The following is a 14,373-nucleotide window of genomic DNA, read 5'->3' on the forward strand; positions in this document are numbered from 1 at the left end:
ATTTTTACTCTGGTTTAAAATAGTTTAGCTCGATTTTCAACTTTATATTATGATGTAAAATGACAACTTTTTTAGCAAAAATATCGTTTTCTAAAGTAAAAGTAATTGTTATTTTTTCTTTTGTCTTAGATGCATTAACGACTTTCTCCAGTTTTTGATCTTTTTTGGATATAAAAAGATAATTGTCGCGATCACCATCTGCTGCTTTATAAATATTATCTGACTCGTTTTCAAATTGTTCCTGAATCAAATATTCTTTTTTTAGAAGAAGTCGAAAATCATCTGTCAAAGTATTGATTAGTAATTTTCGATCTAATTCTGATACAATCGAATTGACTTTAAAAGTCTTTTCTGAAATTTCAAAATCCAATAATTTGTTGCCAAATTCAGTTGTAAAAACTACTCGATGTGTTGTATCGTTTATTTTTTTTGCAATGAAAATTCCAGACAATTCGTGACCATAAACTGTGATATTAGTTTTGTAAACATAATCGCTTTTTGAATCAGAAAAATAAGGAACTTGGTATGATGTTTTGTCTAATTTTTTGGGCGCATAATTTTTTGTGACAGAGCCACAAGAAACTAAAACCAAAGCCAAAAGGCAATTAATTAGTAAAAACTGAATCGTCGATTTTTGCATTGATCACTTTGTTTTTAAGAACAATTCGGGTATAATCTTCAGAAGATTCTAGTAATTTTACTTGAACCACAGTTGCTTCTTCCTTGTCGAAAGTCAATTCTATTTGTTTAATGTATTTTTTCAACGCAGCATCTTTCGGAACAAATTTCGCAAGATTCTGACCTTTCAGTTTAAAATATGAAATTGTAAATTCTTTTTCGTCGAACATATTACCGCTCACGCTTCCAACAATTAATTTATTGATTCGCCCAAAAATTTTACTGTTGCCAATATCAACTGCACTTTTCTTTCCTTCGTCGTTAATCAGTATTTTTCCGTTTTTAAAAGTAATACTGTAGTTGTATGGTTTTTTGTATTGCCATTGCAGCAATGCAGGTTCTTTAAAAACCATTTTTCCAGAAGTTTCAATGTCTTTCGATAAAAAGTCCAAATGTTTGTACTGCACAAAATCTGTGCTTAAGGTTTTTATTTTTTTTGCCACAACATTTACATCTTGTTTAAAAGATGCAATTTCGGCATCGGTCATTTTTTGTTCCTGAGCAGACAAATGAACGCCAAAGATGTTTAAGAAAAAAAGCAGAATATATATTTTAGTTTTCATAAGCTTTAAGATTCAAAAGTTCTTCCACAGAAGTCACTTTATAATTGTTTTGCTGTAAAAATTGCAAAAACTGTTCCAATACCAAAACAGAGTGTGAAGCCGTGTCGTGCAAAAGTACGATTCCGCCGGGACAAACGCGTTTTATAATTCGATTGAATATTAATTCTTGATTTTTTGTACCGCCGTCAAGCGAACGAATATTCCATCCGATAACGTTATGTCCGGTAATTTTTAAAGCTCTTCCAATTGATGGAGTTGTAACTCCGTAGGGCGGCCGAAAAAAGTTTATTTTTTTTGAAGTGAATTTTTCCAGAAGCGCATCTGTTTTTTGAAGTTCTTCTCTTATAGTTGCTTCGGTATAAAAGTCAAAAAACTTAGAATGTGAATACGAATGATTTCCAACCAAATGACCGTCGTCAATTACTTTTTGAAGAATTTCAGGATGTTTTTCAATCTTTTTTCCAATGCAGAAAAATGTGGCTTTGACATTGTATTTTTTTAAAAGCTCTAAAACTTCCAAAGTATAGATGCTTGGTCCGTCATCAAAAGTTAAAGCGATTTTTTTTTCTTTTTCCAATGGATTGTTACAGAAAGCTTTTACAATATAATTAGATGAAATTCTTGCTGTACCATAAATATTAATGGCAAGCCAAGCTAGAATAGCCACTAAAAACCATAATTCGTTAATTCCTTTATCAGCTTTTAATAAAAATAAAAAAAGTAATAAGGAGATAAAAAAAATGGTGACTTTTTTATGCGTTATCATTTTGACAGTAAAGTAAAACTATGATTTTTTCCACATAAATGATTGTATAATAAAATGGTATTATAAGCGGGTTTCTCTAGCGAATTCACTTTTATAATCTCTGGAATTGTTTGTGTTTTTATGATTTTTGAACCAACCCAAAAAGCAAAAGCTGTCGAGGTATTAAACTCTCCAGACAAATGTTTATAAAAAACTTGTGGTGTCTCTGCGAAAGCATTTTGAGTTAAATTTTTATAATAAGAATCGAATTCAGCATCGCCATTTAAACCTAAAATTACAGCGTCGATGTCTGAGATTTCCAGATTATTAGCTTTAAGAAATGCAGTTATTTCAGTTTCTACTTCATTTTCCTGCAATATGTTTTTAAATGCAACATCAACAAATTCAGCATAAGTGGTATCTTTTTTTTCATTTTCTAAAACAAAAAAACTGGCTCCTTCTCCATAAACAGCCCCTTTTGTAGTCTCGTTCAATAAATCATAAGGTGCACTTTTTTCGTCTTTAATATAACCCGCTAGTTTAAAAAGAGACGTTGTATAATCTCCATTCTCATCAACGCCGCCGACTAATATCGATTTTGCTTCATCTGCTTCAATTTGCATTTTGGCATCTAAAAGAGCTGATTCAAAAGAGATTGCTCCATTTACATATGTAAAATTATATCCTTTGCATTGCAATGTAAGGGCAATTTGTGCTCCAACAGTATTATGTGTCGATTGAATAAATGAAGTTGGTGTCAAAAATTCTTCATTATTATCAATAATTGTCTTCAAAAATTTCTCTGAATCTTCGATGCAGCCCATTCCGGTTCCGGTAATGATGGCATCTATATTTTCGACATTTGCTTCTTTCATGGCATAAGCCGAAGCTACGATTCCGTTTTTAATGCCATTTGCCATTCTTCTGCTGGCAACAGGAGAAATAAAATCTTTATAAACGGGTTTGTTTAAAAAGAATATATTTTCATTTTTATTATACACGGCTTCTTCTAAAAAAACAGTATCAAATGTTTTTTGAGCTGAAAGACAACCTACACCATTTATATATGTTTTTTTTATCATACGAAAATTATATTTGTTTTTTTAAAGGAATATGGTATCGTCATTTTTAGTTTTTATTGTTATTTAAAATCATGACGATTTCACTAACTTTTAGAAAATATAAGTGTCGAACAATTTCCGCCAAACCCAAACGAATTTGATAAGACATGTTCAATATTTTTATGCTTTAATGTTGTTTGCGGTTTTAAGTCGAATTCCTGCATTGGAGTTTCAAAATTTAAACTTGGAAAAACTACATTGTGCTGAATGGCAAGTACGCTGTAAACTGCTTCAATCGCAGCAGCAGCAGCTAAAGTATGTCCTGTAAATGGTTTAGTTGAACTAAAATCGGGTATTGGGTTTTCATTATAAATTCTCAAAATAGCTCTTCCTTCTGATAAATCATTATTAGGAGTTGCTGTTCCGTGAACATTTATATAATCAATTTCACTCGGATCTAATGCAGCAATTTCAAAAGCTTTTTTCATGGCCGAATAAGCGCCGTCACCATTTTCAGAAGAAGCAGTTTGATGAAAAGCATCATTTGCATTTCCGTAGCCAGAAACTCGAGCCAGTACTTTTTTGTTTTCTTTTTTTACAATTTCGTCAGATTCCAAAACCAGATAGGCTGCTGCTTCGCCAAGATTTAATCCTTTTCTTTCATTATCAAAAGGTTTGTTATAATCATCTGACAAAATCATCAAAGTCTTAAATCCGTTAATGGTGAATTTTGCCAAAGCATCAGTTCCGCCCACAATAACGCGGTCTAATTTTCCGGTTTTAATTAATCTTGCACCCAGCATAATCGAATTAGCGGCAGATGAGCAAGCTGTACTTATAGTCGTAACCATACCTTTTAGCCCAAGTTCGTCTGCAATTTTTTCAGCAACATCACCACAATTATGACTTACAATGTATTTTTGTACTGCTGGATTTTCGAAATATTCGTAATAATATTTTTCCGTCATATCCATGCCGCCAACGCTTGTTGCCGAAATTAATCCTGTTTTATATTCATTAATAGAAGTGATTCCAGCATTAGCAACAGCTTCTTTCGCAGCAATTGCACCAAGCAGTGCAGACCTCGAAAAGTTGTTTTCTTTTCCCAGTTTTAATTGCGCGATCAGTTCATCGTTGGTTTTTTTGATTTCACCAACTTTAATAATATCAGCATGAACGGTTGAAATATTTGTGATACGAGAAATACCAATTTTATTTTCAATTAATGAAATATAATTTTCTTCGACTGAATTTCCAATCGAAGAAATAATTCCCATTCCGGTTATTGCGACACCTTTCATTTAGACTTGCTTAGATTGTTAGATTTTTAGACTTGCTTAGATTCCAGACTTCTTAGATTATTGGGCTTTTTATTTTTTGTCTAAGAAGTCTAAAAATCTAAGCAAGTCTAAGTAAGTCTTACTTTGTTCTGTTAGCGCTAATATAAGCCGCCATAGTTTCGATCGATTGGAAAATTGTTTTTCCTTCTTTTGGGTCGACAAGTTTAATTCCGTAATCTTTATCTAAAATCACGATCAATTCAAGTGCATCAATCGAGTCTAAACCTAAACCGTCTCCAAACAAAGGATCGTTATCTGCAATATCTTCGATTGCGATATCTTCTAAATTTAAAGTAGTAATGATTTTATTTTTTAATTCTTCTTTTAATGCTTCCATGATTATTTATTATATAATGTATTGATATTTTCGTTTGTATATTTTTCATTTTTTTCTTTGCTGATAAGACAGAGAAAAGCTTTATAATTGTCGTTAAAAAACTCGACCCAACCGCAAAGAACCATATCGGCTTTATTTGTGTTTAACAGAATCTCTGAATAGTTCGACAAAAATTCAGAATTGAAAGCATCAAATATAAAGAAAGAATTTTCACTTTTCAGCTGATGGCGGATACTTATTTCGCCCAAACATATATTTGGAAGCGTATACACAAAAACCGCCGGACTCGGAAAATAATTTTCTTTGTCTGAAATCGATTCCTGATATTTTACATCGGTATCTAAACTTGAAGATTTATTGGCCAAAACCAAAGCAATATTATTTTCTTCCTCATTTGAAGTTATTGGACTCAAAAGCAATTCTGATCCTAAAAAAGCCAGTTTGCTCAAAGCATCCATTTTGAAAAACTTCGGATATTGCATTTCAAAATTACGATAAGCTTGTTTAGCAAAATCCGCAAAATCTGTTGGTTCAATTTTGAATACAGAAGTTCCGTTCAAAACAATTTCGTTGTTTTTGATGGTGATGTAGGATTGTATGTAGGTTTTGTTTTGAGTCATTTTTTAGTTCAATACGGAATGCATTTATGTATAATTACTAAGAAGAGGATCTTTTATCATTTCTTCTCTTACCATTTCCCAATATTCTAAATTAGGATTATTAGGATTGGTAACTTCTTCTTCGGTTGTTACCAGAGCTAAATCATGTAAAATAATCATTAATAATTTAAGAAAATTTAAGCATTTATCAATAGCTAATTTACATTCTTCGGAACTTATTAAAGAAATAGCATTGTAGTATTCTAAAAAATCTTTATCAATATGGCCAGAAGATTTATGCCTTATGTTCTTTATTTTGCTTTCGTAATTAAATTCTTTTTTGAAATTTTTAAGGAGTTCAGCACTTTTATTAAATATAGGAAGTAACGAAGGCATGTCGGTTTTTATACTATCGAATAATGGTTTTTTATTGGTTTCATAATTTTTAATAATTTCATAAATAAGAAGATAACCAGTTTTTGAAAAATGAATTTTTTCCCATTCTGTGCTTGAATTATAAAAGCCTTTAAGAGTACACAAAAGATCATTAAATGACGCAGAAAGAAAGCAAAGAAGTTTTAGTTGAGAAATTTTGTCTTCAAATGGTTTTAGTTTTTTCTTTTCAAAGATAACATTTTGACATTTAGTCATTAAATCTAAAACAGCTTTAGCGGTAGTAAATTCGCTAAAGTGTCCATCTATTAAATCATTTATTTCTTCTATATTAGAAAAGCTCATTTTTTTTTTAGTGTAAAAATTGAACTTGTAAATTTTCCTTACAAGTTGTTTTTTGAATTGTTCGGAAATTCCGAACAGTTCAAATTATCTTATTTTCTCAAAAACAACAGCCGTATTACAACCGCCAAACCCAGAAGCTGTCTTCAAAAAATAATTAATCATTGCCTCTTCATTTTTCTCAATCACATTTATAGATTCACTTACGCCAATTTCATCAAAACCTTTTGATTCAAAAAGCATATTTTGATTCGCAGATTCTATTGCGATTACCGTTTCCAACAATCCTGAAGCGCCTAATGTATGTCCGTAAAATCCTTTCAAACTATTTACTGGAATATTTTGTAAACCCAAACGGCTGAATGCAATGGCTTCCATTTCATCGTTGAATGGCGTTGCGGTTCCGTGTGCTGAAATATAATCTAATTTATTGGCTTCGATTTGAGCTTCTGTCAAAGCATTCTGGATACTTCTGAACAAACCTTCGCCCGTTCTTGACGGACCAGAAATATGATTCGCATCGTTTATAGAACTGTCGCCAATAATTTTTATTTTGGCGTTTTTGGCTTCCGCCGAAATTAAAATCGCTGCGGTTGCTTCGCCTAAACTTACTCCGGTTCTGTTTTTAGAATAAGGCTTACAAGGCAAATCGCTCATCGCCTGAAAAGCATTAAATCCAGACAAAACAAATTCTGAAACTTCGTCGCCCGCCACAATAAAAACATTATCATAAAGCTCAGACTGAATCATTCTTTTCGCTACGGAAATGGCTAAAATTCCAGAAACACAGGCATTTGAAATTACAATTGGCTGTGTCGTAAAACCAAAAAAAGCAGCAATGTTTTTCGCTAAAACATCTAAATGTGCGGTGTTAAAACTTTCTTCAGAGTTATCTTTTAAAGCCGTAACATTTCCTTTTGTGGTTGAAAGTATAAAAGCGGTTTTCGAATTTAATTCAATTCCTGAATTTTTAATCATCGGCTCTAAAGCCAAAATCATCATTTTCTCTAAACGAGAATATTTGGTTTCAGTGCTTATTTTTGCAAAAGCACTGTTTATTTTTTCATCTGAAATAATAGAAGCATAAAACGGATTTGGCATTAAAGAAATATCCTGATGCAATTGAATTCCAGAATCGCTGCGCAAAATCGCCTCAATGTTCGATTGAACATCAAAACCTAAAGGCGTGATACAATTTGTTTCTGTGATGTATATTTCTCTTAACATTTTATGATCTCGATTTCTCCTGCAAGGTTTTCAAAACCTTGTAGGTATTTTATTTTAAAGCCTCATCTTAAAAAAAAGGTTTCACGCAGATTTTGCAGATTAAGCAGATTTTAATTTTATACCTACAAGTTTTTAAAACCTTGCAGGAAAACGAAAAACGAAAAAGACAACGAAAATAAATTAGTGCTAATTCGTGAAATTCGTGTTCTACTTCAACAACCCCACTTTTCGTTTCCATTCTTCATAAAAAGGAGGATTTGTCAGCATTAAATTTCCTTCTTTATCTAAAAAAACCTGAACAGTTTCGCCGGTACAAGCAATCTCACCTTTGGCATCAATAATTTTAAAACGGTAAATCATTTTGGCTGCAGGCGTATCGACAACTGTTGTTTCAATTGTTACAACATCGCCGTAGCGCAAAGACAATTTATGTTCGCATTTCGATTTTACGATTGGTGTTGTGTAGCCAGTTGCTGCAATATCTAAATACGTAAGTCCGTGTTCACGTCCAAAGGCTTCGCGTCCATCTTCAAAATAGGTAATATAATTGCCGTGCCAAACGATTCCGAGCGGATCAGTTTCGTTAAAACGAATTCTGATTTCGTGCGTAACGCTTAGGGAAGCGACCTCGTTATACTGTTCTTTTCTTTTTGTCATAAAATAAGGCGATGGAAGTTGTGATTATAAAGAACAAAAATAACAAACTTATTTTTGGAATGATTTCGACGAAAGAAACGTTACGCAGTAAAACATCATAAAATGCTTCTAATGCCCAATTCATTGGCGATGATTTGGCCACAATTTGCATAATTTTTGGCATTACAAACACAGGAACCCAAACACCGCCAATTGCAGCTAAAATAATAACGCTTGTCGCGCCAAAGGGAGCAGATTGTTCTTGTGTGTTCGCAACAGTTCCTAATAAAATTCCGAATCCGATGGCAGCAAAACCTGAAAATAAAGCGACGACACTCATTAAAAATAAATGTCCTCCGATATTTAATGAAGGCAAACCAATATGCGGAAATAAGAAAATCGCAACAGCAACCATCATGTAAAACTGAATCATACAAATGAGAGAATATGTGATTGTTTTTCCGATGATGACGATTAAATTAGAGACCGGATTGGTCAGCAATCGAACAAATGTTCCCTGAGATTTTTCTTTAACAATATTGATAGACAACGGAATCACGATAAAAAAGATCGCAAAAAGTGTCCAAGCCGGAACGTTGTGCTGTACCGAATTTGGCAACACTTCTTTGTTGTTTATTTTTGGAATTATTTCTTTGAAAGTAATAAAACTCTTCTGGTCAAATTTGGTATTTTCTTCGCCCAATTGATTTTGAAAAGTGGTGTAAATGGATTTTGTTTCGATTTGAGAGATCATTTTATCAATAGAACTCATTACAGAATTTTTGAAACTCAATTGAACCGCCGGGTCAAAATAAAGTTTTACTTCTTTTTGCTCAATTACTTTTGGTTTTTCTGGTTTGGCAACGCTGTCTGTGAAACCCATTTTACTGACAATGTTTTCTACATTCTGATCTACTTTTGCCTGTAAATCAACGCTTAGGTTTTTCGGGATTACTATTGCCAATTGAAATTTTCCTTTGTAGACATTTTCTCTGGCAACGTCTTCTGTGATTGGTTTGTTGTCGATTTGAGTGACAACGCTAAATAATTGACTTTTTTCCAGGTTTTCAAAAACTGTTTTCGAAACAGAACCATTGTCGTTATCGACTAATAAAATTGGAATTTTAGTATCGCTTACGGTTTTAAAAGTACTATCCTGAATTAAAGTTACCGTAATTACCAAAACCAACGGCATTATAAATAAAATAATCAAGCCGCCTAAATCTCGTTTCAGCAACAACAATTCTTTTACTATCGACATCCAAATTTTATATATCATCTCTCAAGTCGTTACCAGTTAATGAAATAAAAACTTCTTCGAGATTTCTCGCTTCCTGAGTTGATTCAATCAAACTTGATGGCGTTCCTTGCGCATAAATTTTGCCTTGATCTAAAATGGCAATATTCGTGCAGAAATCTTCGGCTTCAGCCAAATGATGTGAGGTATAAATAATCGTAGTTCCGTTTTGATTCAATACTTTAAGATAATCTAAAATGGCATTTTTAGAATGAACATCAACACCAACGGTTGGTTCATCTAAAAACAAAACTTTAGGATTGTGCAGAATTCCAGCAATCAAATTGACGCGTCGTTTCATCCCGCCTGAAAAAGTTTCGATACGTTTGTCGGCAAATTTTAATAAACCTAGAAGATCTAAAGTTTCGATTACTTTATCTTTTAAATTTGAACCTTTCAAACCATACATGCTTCCAAAATAATGCAAGTTTTCACGAGCTGTCAGTGTTGGATACAATGCATATTCTTGAGGAACAACACCAATTATTTTTTTGATTTTTGAAGAATGATCAGTGTAATTCAAATCATCAATTGTAAAATGTCCTGAAGTTGGTTTTATTAAACCGCAGAGCATTGAAATCAAAGTTGTTTTTCCGGCACCATTCGGACCTAATAATCCGAAAATCTGGCCTTCTTTTATTTCCAGCGAAACATCGTTCAAAGAATACATTTCTGCACTTTTGTACTTTTTCGAAAGCGATTCTATTTTTATAATGGATTGCAAAATATGTCTAGCTGATTGCTTTTTTTAGTTTTTTGAAAAAGATTTCTTCTCGATTGGCGATGTCTAAAAGATCATCGGCAATGGCGTTGTAAGCGTCTTCTTTGGCACTTCTATTTTTATAAATTCTCGAAGCTTCTACGGCAAAATCGCGCCAAGAATCTCCAATTTGAGTCATTTCTTTAGAAAGCACTTTCAATTCGTCATTACCTAAAACAACCGAGGCTTCCTGCAAAAATGCGGCATAAATAAAACGAAAACCGCCACCTCCAGTTCCTATTTCTTCCTGCATGCGCACCATTTGTGCCAAATAATGATTGGCTTTTCTGACACCATGTTTTACAGGCCATTTTCTAATTCGTCTTGAAACTAATCTAATCCCGCGCACGCCTACAATTGGCATTGGCGCCAGCATATCACGGCAGGTATTTTTGATTCCTTTGATGATCGCACTTTTAAAGTCAACTTCTTTCGGAATCTGAATTGGATAATACATTTGTCCTTTTGGTGCAAATGCACCTTTTGCAAAACGTACTTTGTCTAATTCATCGTGTGTTAAAGTCGTAACGGTTTCCATTACCGGATCGCTTATTAAATAATCGGTTTCGGTTTTGCCGTAAACCACTAAATTGTGCGCGTTGAAATGAAAGCGGTATTCATCAGGAAAATAACTCAAATGATAAACACCAACTTGTAATCCGGTTGGAATATTGTTTTTTAAATTTTCTTCTAAAGCTTTATTAGCATTGCTTACCGAAGAAAATTTTTGTCTTTTAATTTTTAAATTTAAACGATTTGCAACCTTATTAAAAATCTGTCCAGGCAAAGTTCTATAACTGATTGCCGGCGCGTGATTGACTTTTATAAAAGGCAAATACACAAATAAAAGTCCAGAACCAATTCCAAAAATCATCGGTTCGCTGATATTCAGTCCGTTGTTTTTTAAGAGGTTTGACGCTACTCCATTTTCACAATGAGCAGATTGATGATGTGTAAAAGTAACTTGCATTAATCTGTTTTAAAGTTTTTTAATTCGGCTATTGAAATCTCAAAAGCATCGGCATATTTTTGTAAAATCGTATCGCTTAGTTTGGAAAAAACGGCTGGCTTAAAATGTCTTTTTACGCGCCATTTCCACATTCCTACATATCCTGCAAGAATCGTAAGATCCATTTTATTGAGTTCCATATAATAACAAATCGGACTCAATTCTCCGTTTTGAACTTTCAGTTTTGCTTCTTCGGTTCGTTCTTTTATATCGTCGATCGCGTTAGAAAGCGCAATGGCTTTTGGTTCCCAGCCCGTGCTTAGAGCCGTTGTATAATTACCGTTTTCATCCGTAGCATAAACTAATTCTTTGAGATTTTTTTTGCTCAAATTTCCATCGTGCTGTGGTACATTTTCTTTTTCCATGACGGTTTAGTTTTCGATTAGAATTATGTTGTTGTCGAAATCGTCTTTTGAATGAACAAATTAATTTCGCATTCTAAAAGTTTTTCGTCTTCGAGTAAACTTTCGCAGTTCATTGTGCATAAAGTATAATCGTCGCCAACAAATTTCGATACCAAAGTTGCTTTTGTTGTGATAGAATCACCAACTTTAGGCAATGAATATATTTTTACATTTTTTAATGCGCTGATAAAACCAATAACATTTACGTTTTCATTTTCGGTTCCGTCATCTTCAAAAAAATATTTTTTCCCGACAATTGATGAACAGGTCTGCGCTGTATTTTCGATTAAGCCGGCTTCAATAAAAATGTCATTATCAACAAAAATATTGTCTTCTTTAATTAAAAATATAGTTTCTACAAAGTTGGCATCAATATCTAAAATTAAATCGACCATAAGCATCGGCGCGCGATGAGGTAAATAATTTTGTATGTCAACTCCAGCTTTCATACGTTTTATTGTTTTGCTAAAACGGTTTTCATCTGTCCGTTTGCAATTTCTTCATTATTTAAAAAAGTTGCAATATTAACCAAAGTAATTCCGGCAAATTCTTGTAAAATCGTAATAGTTGATTGAATTGTATCGTTGGTTTTTGGCAGTTTTTTAATTTCAATTTCTTTGATCGAACCAATATATCCGGTAGGAGCAACTTCGTTTTTCAAAAAAAACTGATATCCTGTATGCAACGCAACAGACTGCGCCATATGTTCGATTAAGCCTGCTTCTAAAAAAGTGTTTTCCTCTAGAAAAATATTGTCGTTCTTAATTTTCAAACCTGCAACCAATGAAGTTTCAGAATAAGAAAATAGGCGATCTACCATTACAAAAGGAAACTTTTGAGGCAGAAGATTTTCGACAGCTTCTTTTTCTAAGAGAATTTCAGTTTCCATTAGCAAACTGTTAAATAAGCATAAGCAAATGAAAACCTGCCGCTTTCAGGAACAGACAATAAAATACGTTCTCCTTTTTTTAATTTTCCTGAGTTTATTAATTCTTCAAGTGCAATATAAATCGAAGCAGAACCCACGTTACCCACTCTCAAAAGATTCATAAACCATTTTTCATCGGTAAGTACAATTCCTTTTTCGTTCAATCCTTTTTTTAGTCCTTCAACAAAAAAGTGAGAAGAAACGTGTGGTAAAAAATAGTCAACATCTTGTGCAGTAATATTATGCTTTGCCATCGCATCGCTCATACTTTCTACGCCTTTTGGCAAAATAAATTCATCAAGCAGTTTTACGTCTTGTTTTACGGCAAACACAGATTCCTTAAGCCATTGTTCTGGATGGTAATCGCTCCAAGGCTGGATTTCGCCATTTTCTAATTTATCGCCGCCGGCGTACATACACGTTTCTAATTCGAACGCGTATGAATATGCTTCCATCCATTCTATTTTTAAAGAAATGCCGTTGTTGCTTGGTTTATTTTCTAATAAAAAAGCACCAGCACCGTCCGATAACATCCAACGCAGAAAATCTTTTTTGAAAGCAATAATGGGCTGTTCTTCAAGGTTTTTTAAATTGATGATTTCATGCTTATATTTTGGAGATGAAAGCCAAGTCGAAACTTTTTCAGATCCTGTGCAGATCGCGTTTTTAGAATTTCCTGATCGAATCGAAAGAAAACCATATTTCAATGCGTTCATTCCAGAACAGCAAATGCCCATAGACGAATTTAATTCTACGGATCTGTTTTTTAATAAACCGTGAACCATTGCAGCATGCGACGGTGCCAAAACGTCTGGCGACGAAGTACCGCAAGAAAGAACCTCTACATCTTGATCTGTAAAGTTTTCATCAAACAATTGTACAATTGCATTTCGGGTTAATTCAGCATTGGTATGTGTGCTTTTTCCTGTTTTGTCTACGGCGTAGTATCGGCTTGTAATTTTATTATTTCGCAAAATAATACGTCTTGCTTTTGAGGCAGTATCATTTATTAGGCCTAAGTAAGCTTCCATTTCGTCATTTGAAACAGCTTCATTTGGCAAATATTTTGCAGCTCTGGTAATATATACGTCAAACATAATTTAATCCTTCTTCTAAACTCCTTGATAATATCGAGTTTCTTTTTTTATGGTTTTCAACTTAAATGGGTAGGTAATAAGGTGCAATATATACACTATTGGCGAGATTAGCCATATTGCAAGCAATAAATAAACATTAAATACTTTAAGAAGCATTTTTCTGTTTTTTTGATTTTTATGGATGATATTAGACCACTTATTAAAAATTTTGTTAGCTGTTTTGTCAACAGTAACCAAATAAGAACTGATTTTTACGGCGCCTAATGCTGTTAATTTTGGTTGTAAATCTTCTAATTTATTTTGTTCAAATTGCGAAAGTATCGCTTCTCCAAATTTATCAGATTCTTGAATGTCTTTATCAGAAACTCCCGGCAGTGGAAAAAATCCCAAATACCTTTTCTTTACTCCAGAAAACATCCAATGTACAATTGTAATTACACTGATTAAATTTCCAACGCGATCTACCAAAGCAACATTTCCCACCAATTTTGCATTCGCATCACGCAATAAAACTTTTACTTTTTCCTGCGCCATAATCCACATGTTTCTTGAACCATTTATGGTAACGACAGGCGTGTGGTTTAAGATAGTTTTAGCTTCTGCACTTTTTAGAAAAGAGTTCATCGGAATTGAAGGCGATAAAAACCAAACCTGATAATGCAAAAGAACTAAATCGAATTTTGTATTCAAAATTTCTTCAGAAACAGGTTTTAAAGCTGTCGGAATCTGTAGAAATGATTCTGGAAAAGCCTCAAAAAAAGAAGCTTTGTCCCACGGAAAAGGAAAAGGTTTTTCTAATTGAATTTCGTGAAAAGTTACCTTTATTTCATCTGAATTTAAAAACGGTTTTGCAATATTTCGTGCAATCGATTCTAGTTGTCCAGACTGAGAATAATAAATAACGAGAACATTTTTCATTTGGTTGAAAGTCTTTGGTTGCTAGCAAAAATAAGTATT

18 protein-coding genes are annotated in these 14,373 nt (G+C 33.2%); all 18 read right to left on the reverse strand.

The genetic code is table 11. The features are described 5' to 3' along the window. Nucleotides 1–4 precede the first annotated feature (4 nt). Nucleotides 5–640, reverse strand: a complete 636-nt coding sequence (locus tag IRZ83_RS06600) for a hypothetical protein (RefSeq protein ID WP_194567648.1) — start codon at nt 638–640, stop codon at nt 5–7. Then, nucleotides 606–1,241 (reverse strand): outer membrane lipoprotein carrier protein LolA, encoded by a 636-nt coding sequence (locus IRZ83_RS06605; RefSeq protein ID WP_029271418.1) that lies wholly within the window; start codon nt 1,239–1,241, stop codon nt 606–608. Before IRZ83_RS06605 ends, IRZ83_RS06600 begins: the two co-directional genes overlap by 35 nt. Beyond that, the gene (locus IRZ83_RS06610; RefSeq protein WP_194567650.1) at nt 1,231–2,007 is read right to left on the reverse strand and encodes a polysaccharide deacetylase family protein; all 777 of its coding nucleotides are present in this window, start codon (nt 2,005–2,007) and stop codon (nt 1,231–1,233) included. The genes IRZ83_RS06605 and IRZ83_RS06610 overlap by 11 nt, the downstream gene beginning before the upstream one ends. Further along, a complete protein-coding gene (locus IRZ83_RS06615; protein ID WP_194567652.1) occupies nt 2,004–3,068 on the reverse strand; it encodes a beta-ketoacyl synthase N-terminal-like domain-containing protein in 1,065 nt (354 codons plus the stop codon). Before IRZ83_RS06615 ends, IRZ83_RS06610 begins: the two co-directional genes overlap by 4 nt. An 83-nt stretch (nt 3,069–3,151) precedes the next feature. Next, nucleotides 3,152–4,348, reverse strand: a complete 1,197-nt coding sequence (locus IRZ83_RS06620) for a beta-ketoacyl-[acyl-carrier-protein] synthase family protein (protein ID WP_029271421.1) — start codon at nt 4,346–4,348, stop codon at nt 3,152–3,154. 118 nt (nt 4,349–4,466) lie between these two features. Next, nucleotides 4,467–4,724 (reverse strand): phosphopantetheine-binding protein, encoded by a 258-nt coding sequence (locus tag IRZ83_RS06625; protein ID WP_017496902.1) that lies wholly within the window; start codon nt 4,722–4,724, stop codon nt 4,467–4,469. Nucleotides 4,725–4,726: 2 nt separating this feature from the next. After that, a complete protein-coding gene (locus IRZ83_RS06630; RefSeq protein ID WP_194567654.1) occupies nt 4,727–5,344 on the reverse strand; it encodes a 3-oxoacyl-ACP synthase in 618 nt (205 codons plus the stop codon). A 24-nt stretch (nt 5,345–5,368) separates the two neighbouring features. After that, nucleotides 5,369–6,061: a hypothetical protein gene (locus tag IRZ83_RS06635; RefSeq protein WP_194567656.1), complete on the reverse strand. Its 693-nt coding sequence runs from the start codon at nt 6,059–6,061 to the stop codon at nt 5,369–5,371. Between the two features lie 84 nt (nt 6,062–6,145). Continuing rightward, nucleotides 6,146–7,285: a beta-ketoacyl synthase N-terminal-like domain-containing protein gene (locus tag IRZ83_RS06640; protein ID WP_194567658.1), complete on the reverse strand. Its 1,140-nt coding sequence runs from the start codon at nt 7,283–7,285 to the stop codon at nt 6,146–6,148. Nucleotides 7,286–7,492: 207 nt separating this feature from the next. After that, entirely contained in the window at nt 7,493–7,942 is a 450-nt protein-coding gene (locus tag IRZ83_RS06645; RefSeq protein WP_029271425.1) for an acyl-CoA thioesterase, read from the reverse strand. Continuing rightward, a complete protein-coding gene (locus tag IRZ83_RS06650) occupies nt 7,917–9,200 on the reverse strand; it encodes an ABC transporter permease (protein ID WP_194567660.1) in 1,284 nt (427 codons plus the stop codon). Before IRZ83_RS06650 ends, IRZ83_RS06645 begins: the two co-directional genes overlap by 26 nt. Next, nucleotides 9,190–9,888, reverse strand: a complete 699-nt coding sequence (locus tag IRZ83_RS06655) for an ABC transporter ATP-binding protein (RefSeq protein ID WP_194567662.1) — start codon at nt 9,886–9,888, stop codon at nt 9,190–9,192. Before IRZ83_RS06655 ends, IRZ83_RS06650 begins: the two co-directional genes overlap by 11 nt. Before the next feature lie 61 nt (nt 9,889–9,949). Continuing rightward, complete coding sequence (locus IRZ83_RS06660) at nt 9,950–10,948, reverse strand: BtrH N-terminal domain-containing protein (protein ID WP_029271428.1); 999 nt, start codon at nt 10,946–10,948, stop codon at nt 9,950–9,952. After that, entirely contained in the window at nt 10,948–11,352 is a 405-nt protein-coding gene (locus IRZ83_RS06665) for a hypothetical protein (protein WP_194567664.1), read from the reverse strand. Before IRZ83_RS06665 ends, IRZ83_RS06660 begins: the two co-directional genes overlap by 1 nt. A 23-nt stretch (nt 11,353–11,375) precedes the next feature. Then, complete coding sequence (locus IRZ83_RS06670; protein ID WP_029271430.1) at nt 11,376–11,840, reverse strand: ABC transporter permease; 465 nt, start codon at nt 11,838–11,840, stop codon at nt 11,376–11,378. A gap of 5 nt (nt 11,841–11,845) precedes the next feature. Next, nucleotides 11,846–12,280 (reverse strand): hypothetical protein, encoded by a 435-nt coding sequence (locus IRZ83_RS06675; protein WP_194567666.1) that lies wholly within the window; start codon nt 12,278–12,280, stop codon nt 11,846–11,848. Then, a complete protein-coding gene (locus IRZ83_RS06680; protein ID WP_194567668.1) occupies nt 12,280–13,416 on the reverse strand; it encodes a beta-ketoacyl-ACP synthase III in 1,137 nt (378 codons plus the stop codon). Before IRZ83_RS06680 ends, IRZ83_RS06675 begins: the two co-directional genes overlap by 1 nt. A 15-nt stretch (nt 13,417–13,431) precedes the next feature. After that, entirely contained in the window at nt 13,432–14,334 is a 903-nt protein-coding gene (locus IRZ83_RS06685) for a dialkylrecorsinol condensing enzyme DarA (RefSeq protein WP_194567671.1), read from the reverse strand. Between the last annotated feature and the right edge of the window lie 39 nt (nt 14,335–14,373).

Source organism: Flavobacterium sp. JLP, assembly GCF_015350755.1.
In the GTDB taxonomy this organism is placed as follows: Bacteria; Bacteroidota; Bacteroidia; order Flavobacteriales; family Flavobacteriaceae; genus Flavobacterium.

Excerpts from the sequence above, each read along its gene's own strand:
- IRZ83_RS06670 (WP_029271430.1), bottom strand. The coding sequence starts at position 11,840 with ATGAAAGCTGGAGTTGACATACAAAATTATTTACCTCATCGCGCGCCG.
- IRZ83_RS06680 (WP_194567668.1), bottom strand. The coding sequence starts at position 13,416 with ATGTTTGACGTATATATTACCAGAGCTGCAAAATATTTGCCAAATGAA.
- IRZ83_RS06625 (WP_017496902.1), bottom strand. The coding sequence starts at position 4,724 with ATGGAAGCATTAAAAGAAGAATTAAAAAATAAAATCATTACTACTTTA.
- IRZ83_RS06685 (WP_194567671.1), bottom strand. The coding sequence starts at position 14,334 with ATGAAAAATGTTCTCGTTATTTATTATTCTCAGTCTGGACAACTAGAA.
- IRZ83_RS06630 (WP_194567654.1), bottom strand. The coding sequence starts at position 5,344 with ATGACTCAAAACAAAACCTACATACAATCCTACATCACCATCAAAAAC.
- IRZ83_RS06600 (WP_194567648.1), bottom strand. The coding sequence starts at position 640 with ATGCAAAAATCGACGATTCAGTTTTTACTAATTAATTGCCTTTTGGCT.
- IRZ83_RS06675 (WP_194567666.1), bottom strand. The coding sequence starts at position 12,280 with ATGGAAACTGAAATTCTCTTAGAAAAAGAAGCTGTCGAAAATCTTCTG.
- IRZ83_RS06665 (WP_194567664.1), bottom strand. The coding sequence starts at position 11,352 with ATGGAAAAAGAAAATGTACCACAGCACGATGGAAATTTGAGCAAAAAA.
- IRZ83_RS06605 (WP_029271418.1), bottom strand. The coding sequence starts at position 1,241 with ATGAAAACTAAAATATATATTCTGCTTTTTTTCTTAAACATCTTTGGC.
- IRZ83_RS06620 (WP_029271421.1), bottom strand. The coding sequence starts at position 4,348 with ATGAAAGGTGTCGCAATAACCGGAATGGGAATTATTTCTTCGATTGGA.
- IRZ83_RS06655 (WP_194567662.1), bottom strand. The coding sequence starts at position 9,888 with ATGTATTCTTTGAACGATGTTTCGCTGGAAATAAAAGAAGGCCAGATT.
- IRZ83_RS06650 (WP_194567660.1), bottom strand. The coding sequence starts at position 9,200 with ATGATATATAAAATTTGGATGTCGATAGTAAAAGAATTGTTGTTGCTG.
- IRZ83_RS06660 (WP_029271428.1), bottom strand. The coding sequence starts at position 10,948 with ATGCAAGTTACTTTTACACATCATCAATCTGCTCATTGTGAAAATGGA.
- IRZ83_RS06610 (WP_194567650.1), bottom strand. The coding sequence starts at position 2,007 with ATGATAACGCATAAAAAAGTCACCATTTTTTTTATCTCCTTATTACTT.
- IRZ83_RS06635 (WP_194567656.1), bottom strand. The coding sequence starts at position 6,061 with ATGAGCTTTTCTAATATAGAAGAAATAAATGATTTAATAGATGGACAC.
- IRZ83_RS06645 (WP_029271425.1), bottom strand. The coding sequence starts at position 7,942 with ATGACAAAAAGAAAAGAACAGTATAACGAGGTCGCTTCCCTAAGCGTT.
- IRZ83_RS06615 (WP_194567652.1), bottom strand. The coding sequence starts at position 3,068 with ATGATAAAAAAAACATATATAAATGGTGTAGGTTGTCTTTCAGCTCAA.
- IRZ83_RS06640 (WP_194567658.1), bottom strand. The coding sequence starts at position 7,285 with ATGTTAAGAGAAATATACATCACAGAAACAAATTGTATCACGCCTTTA.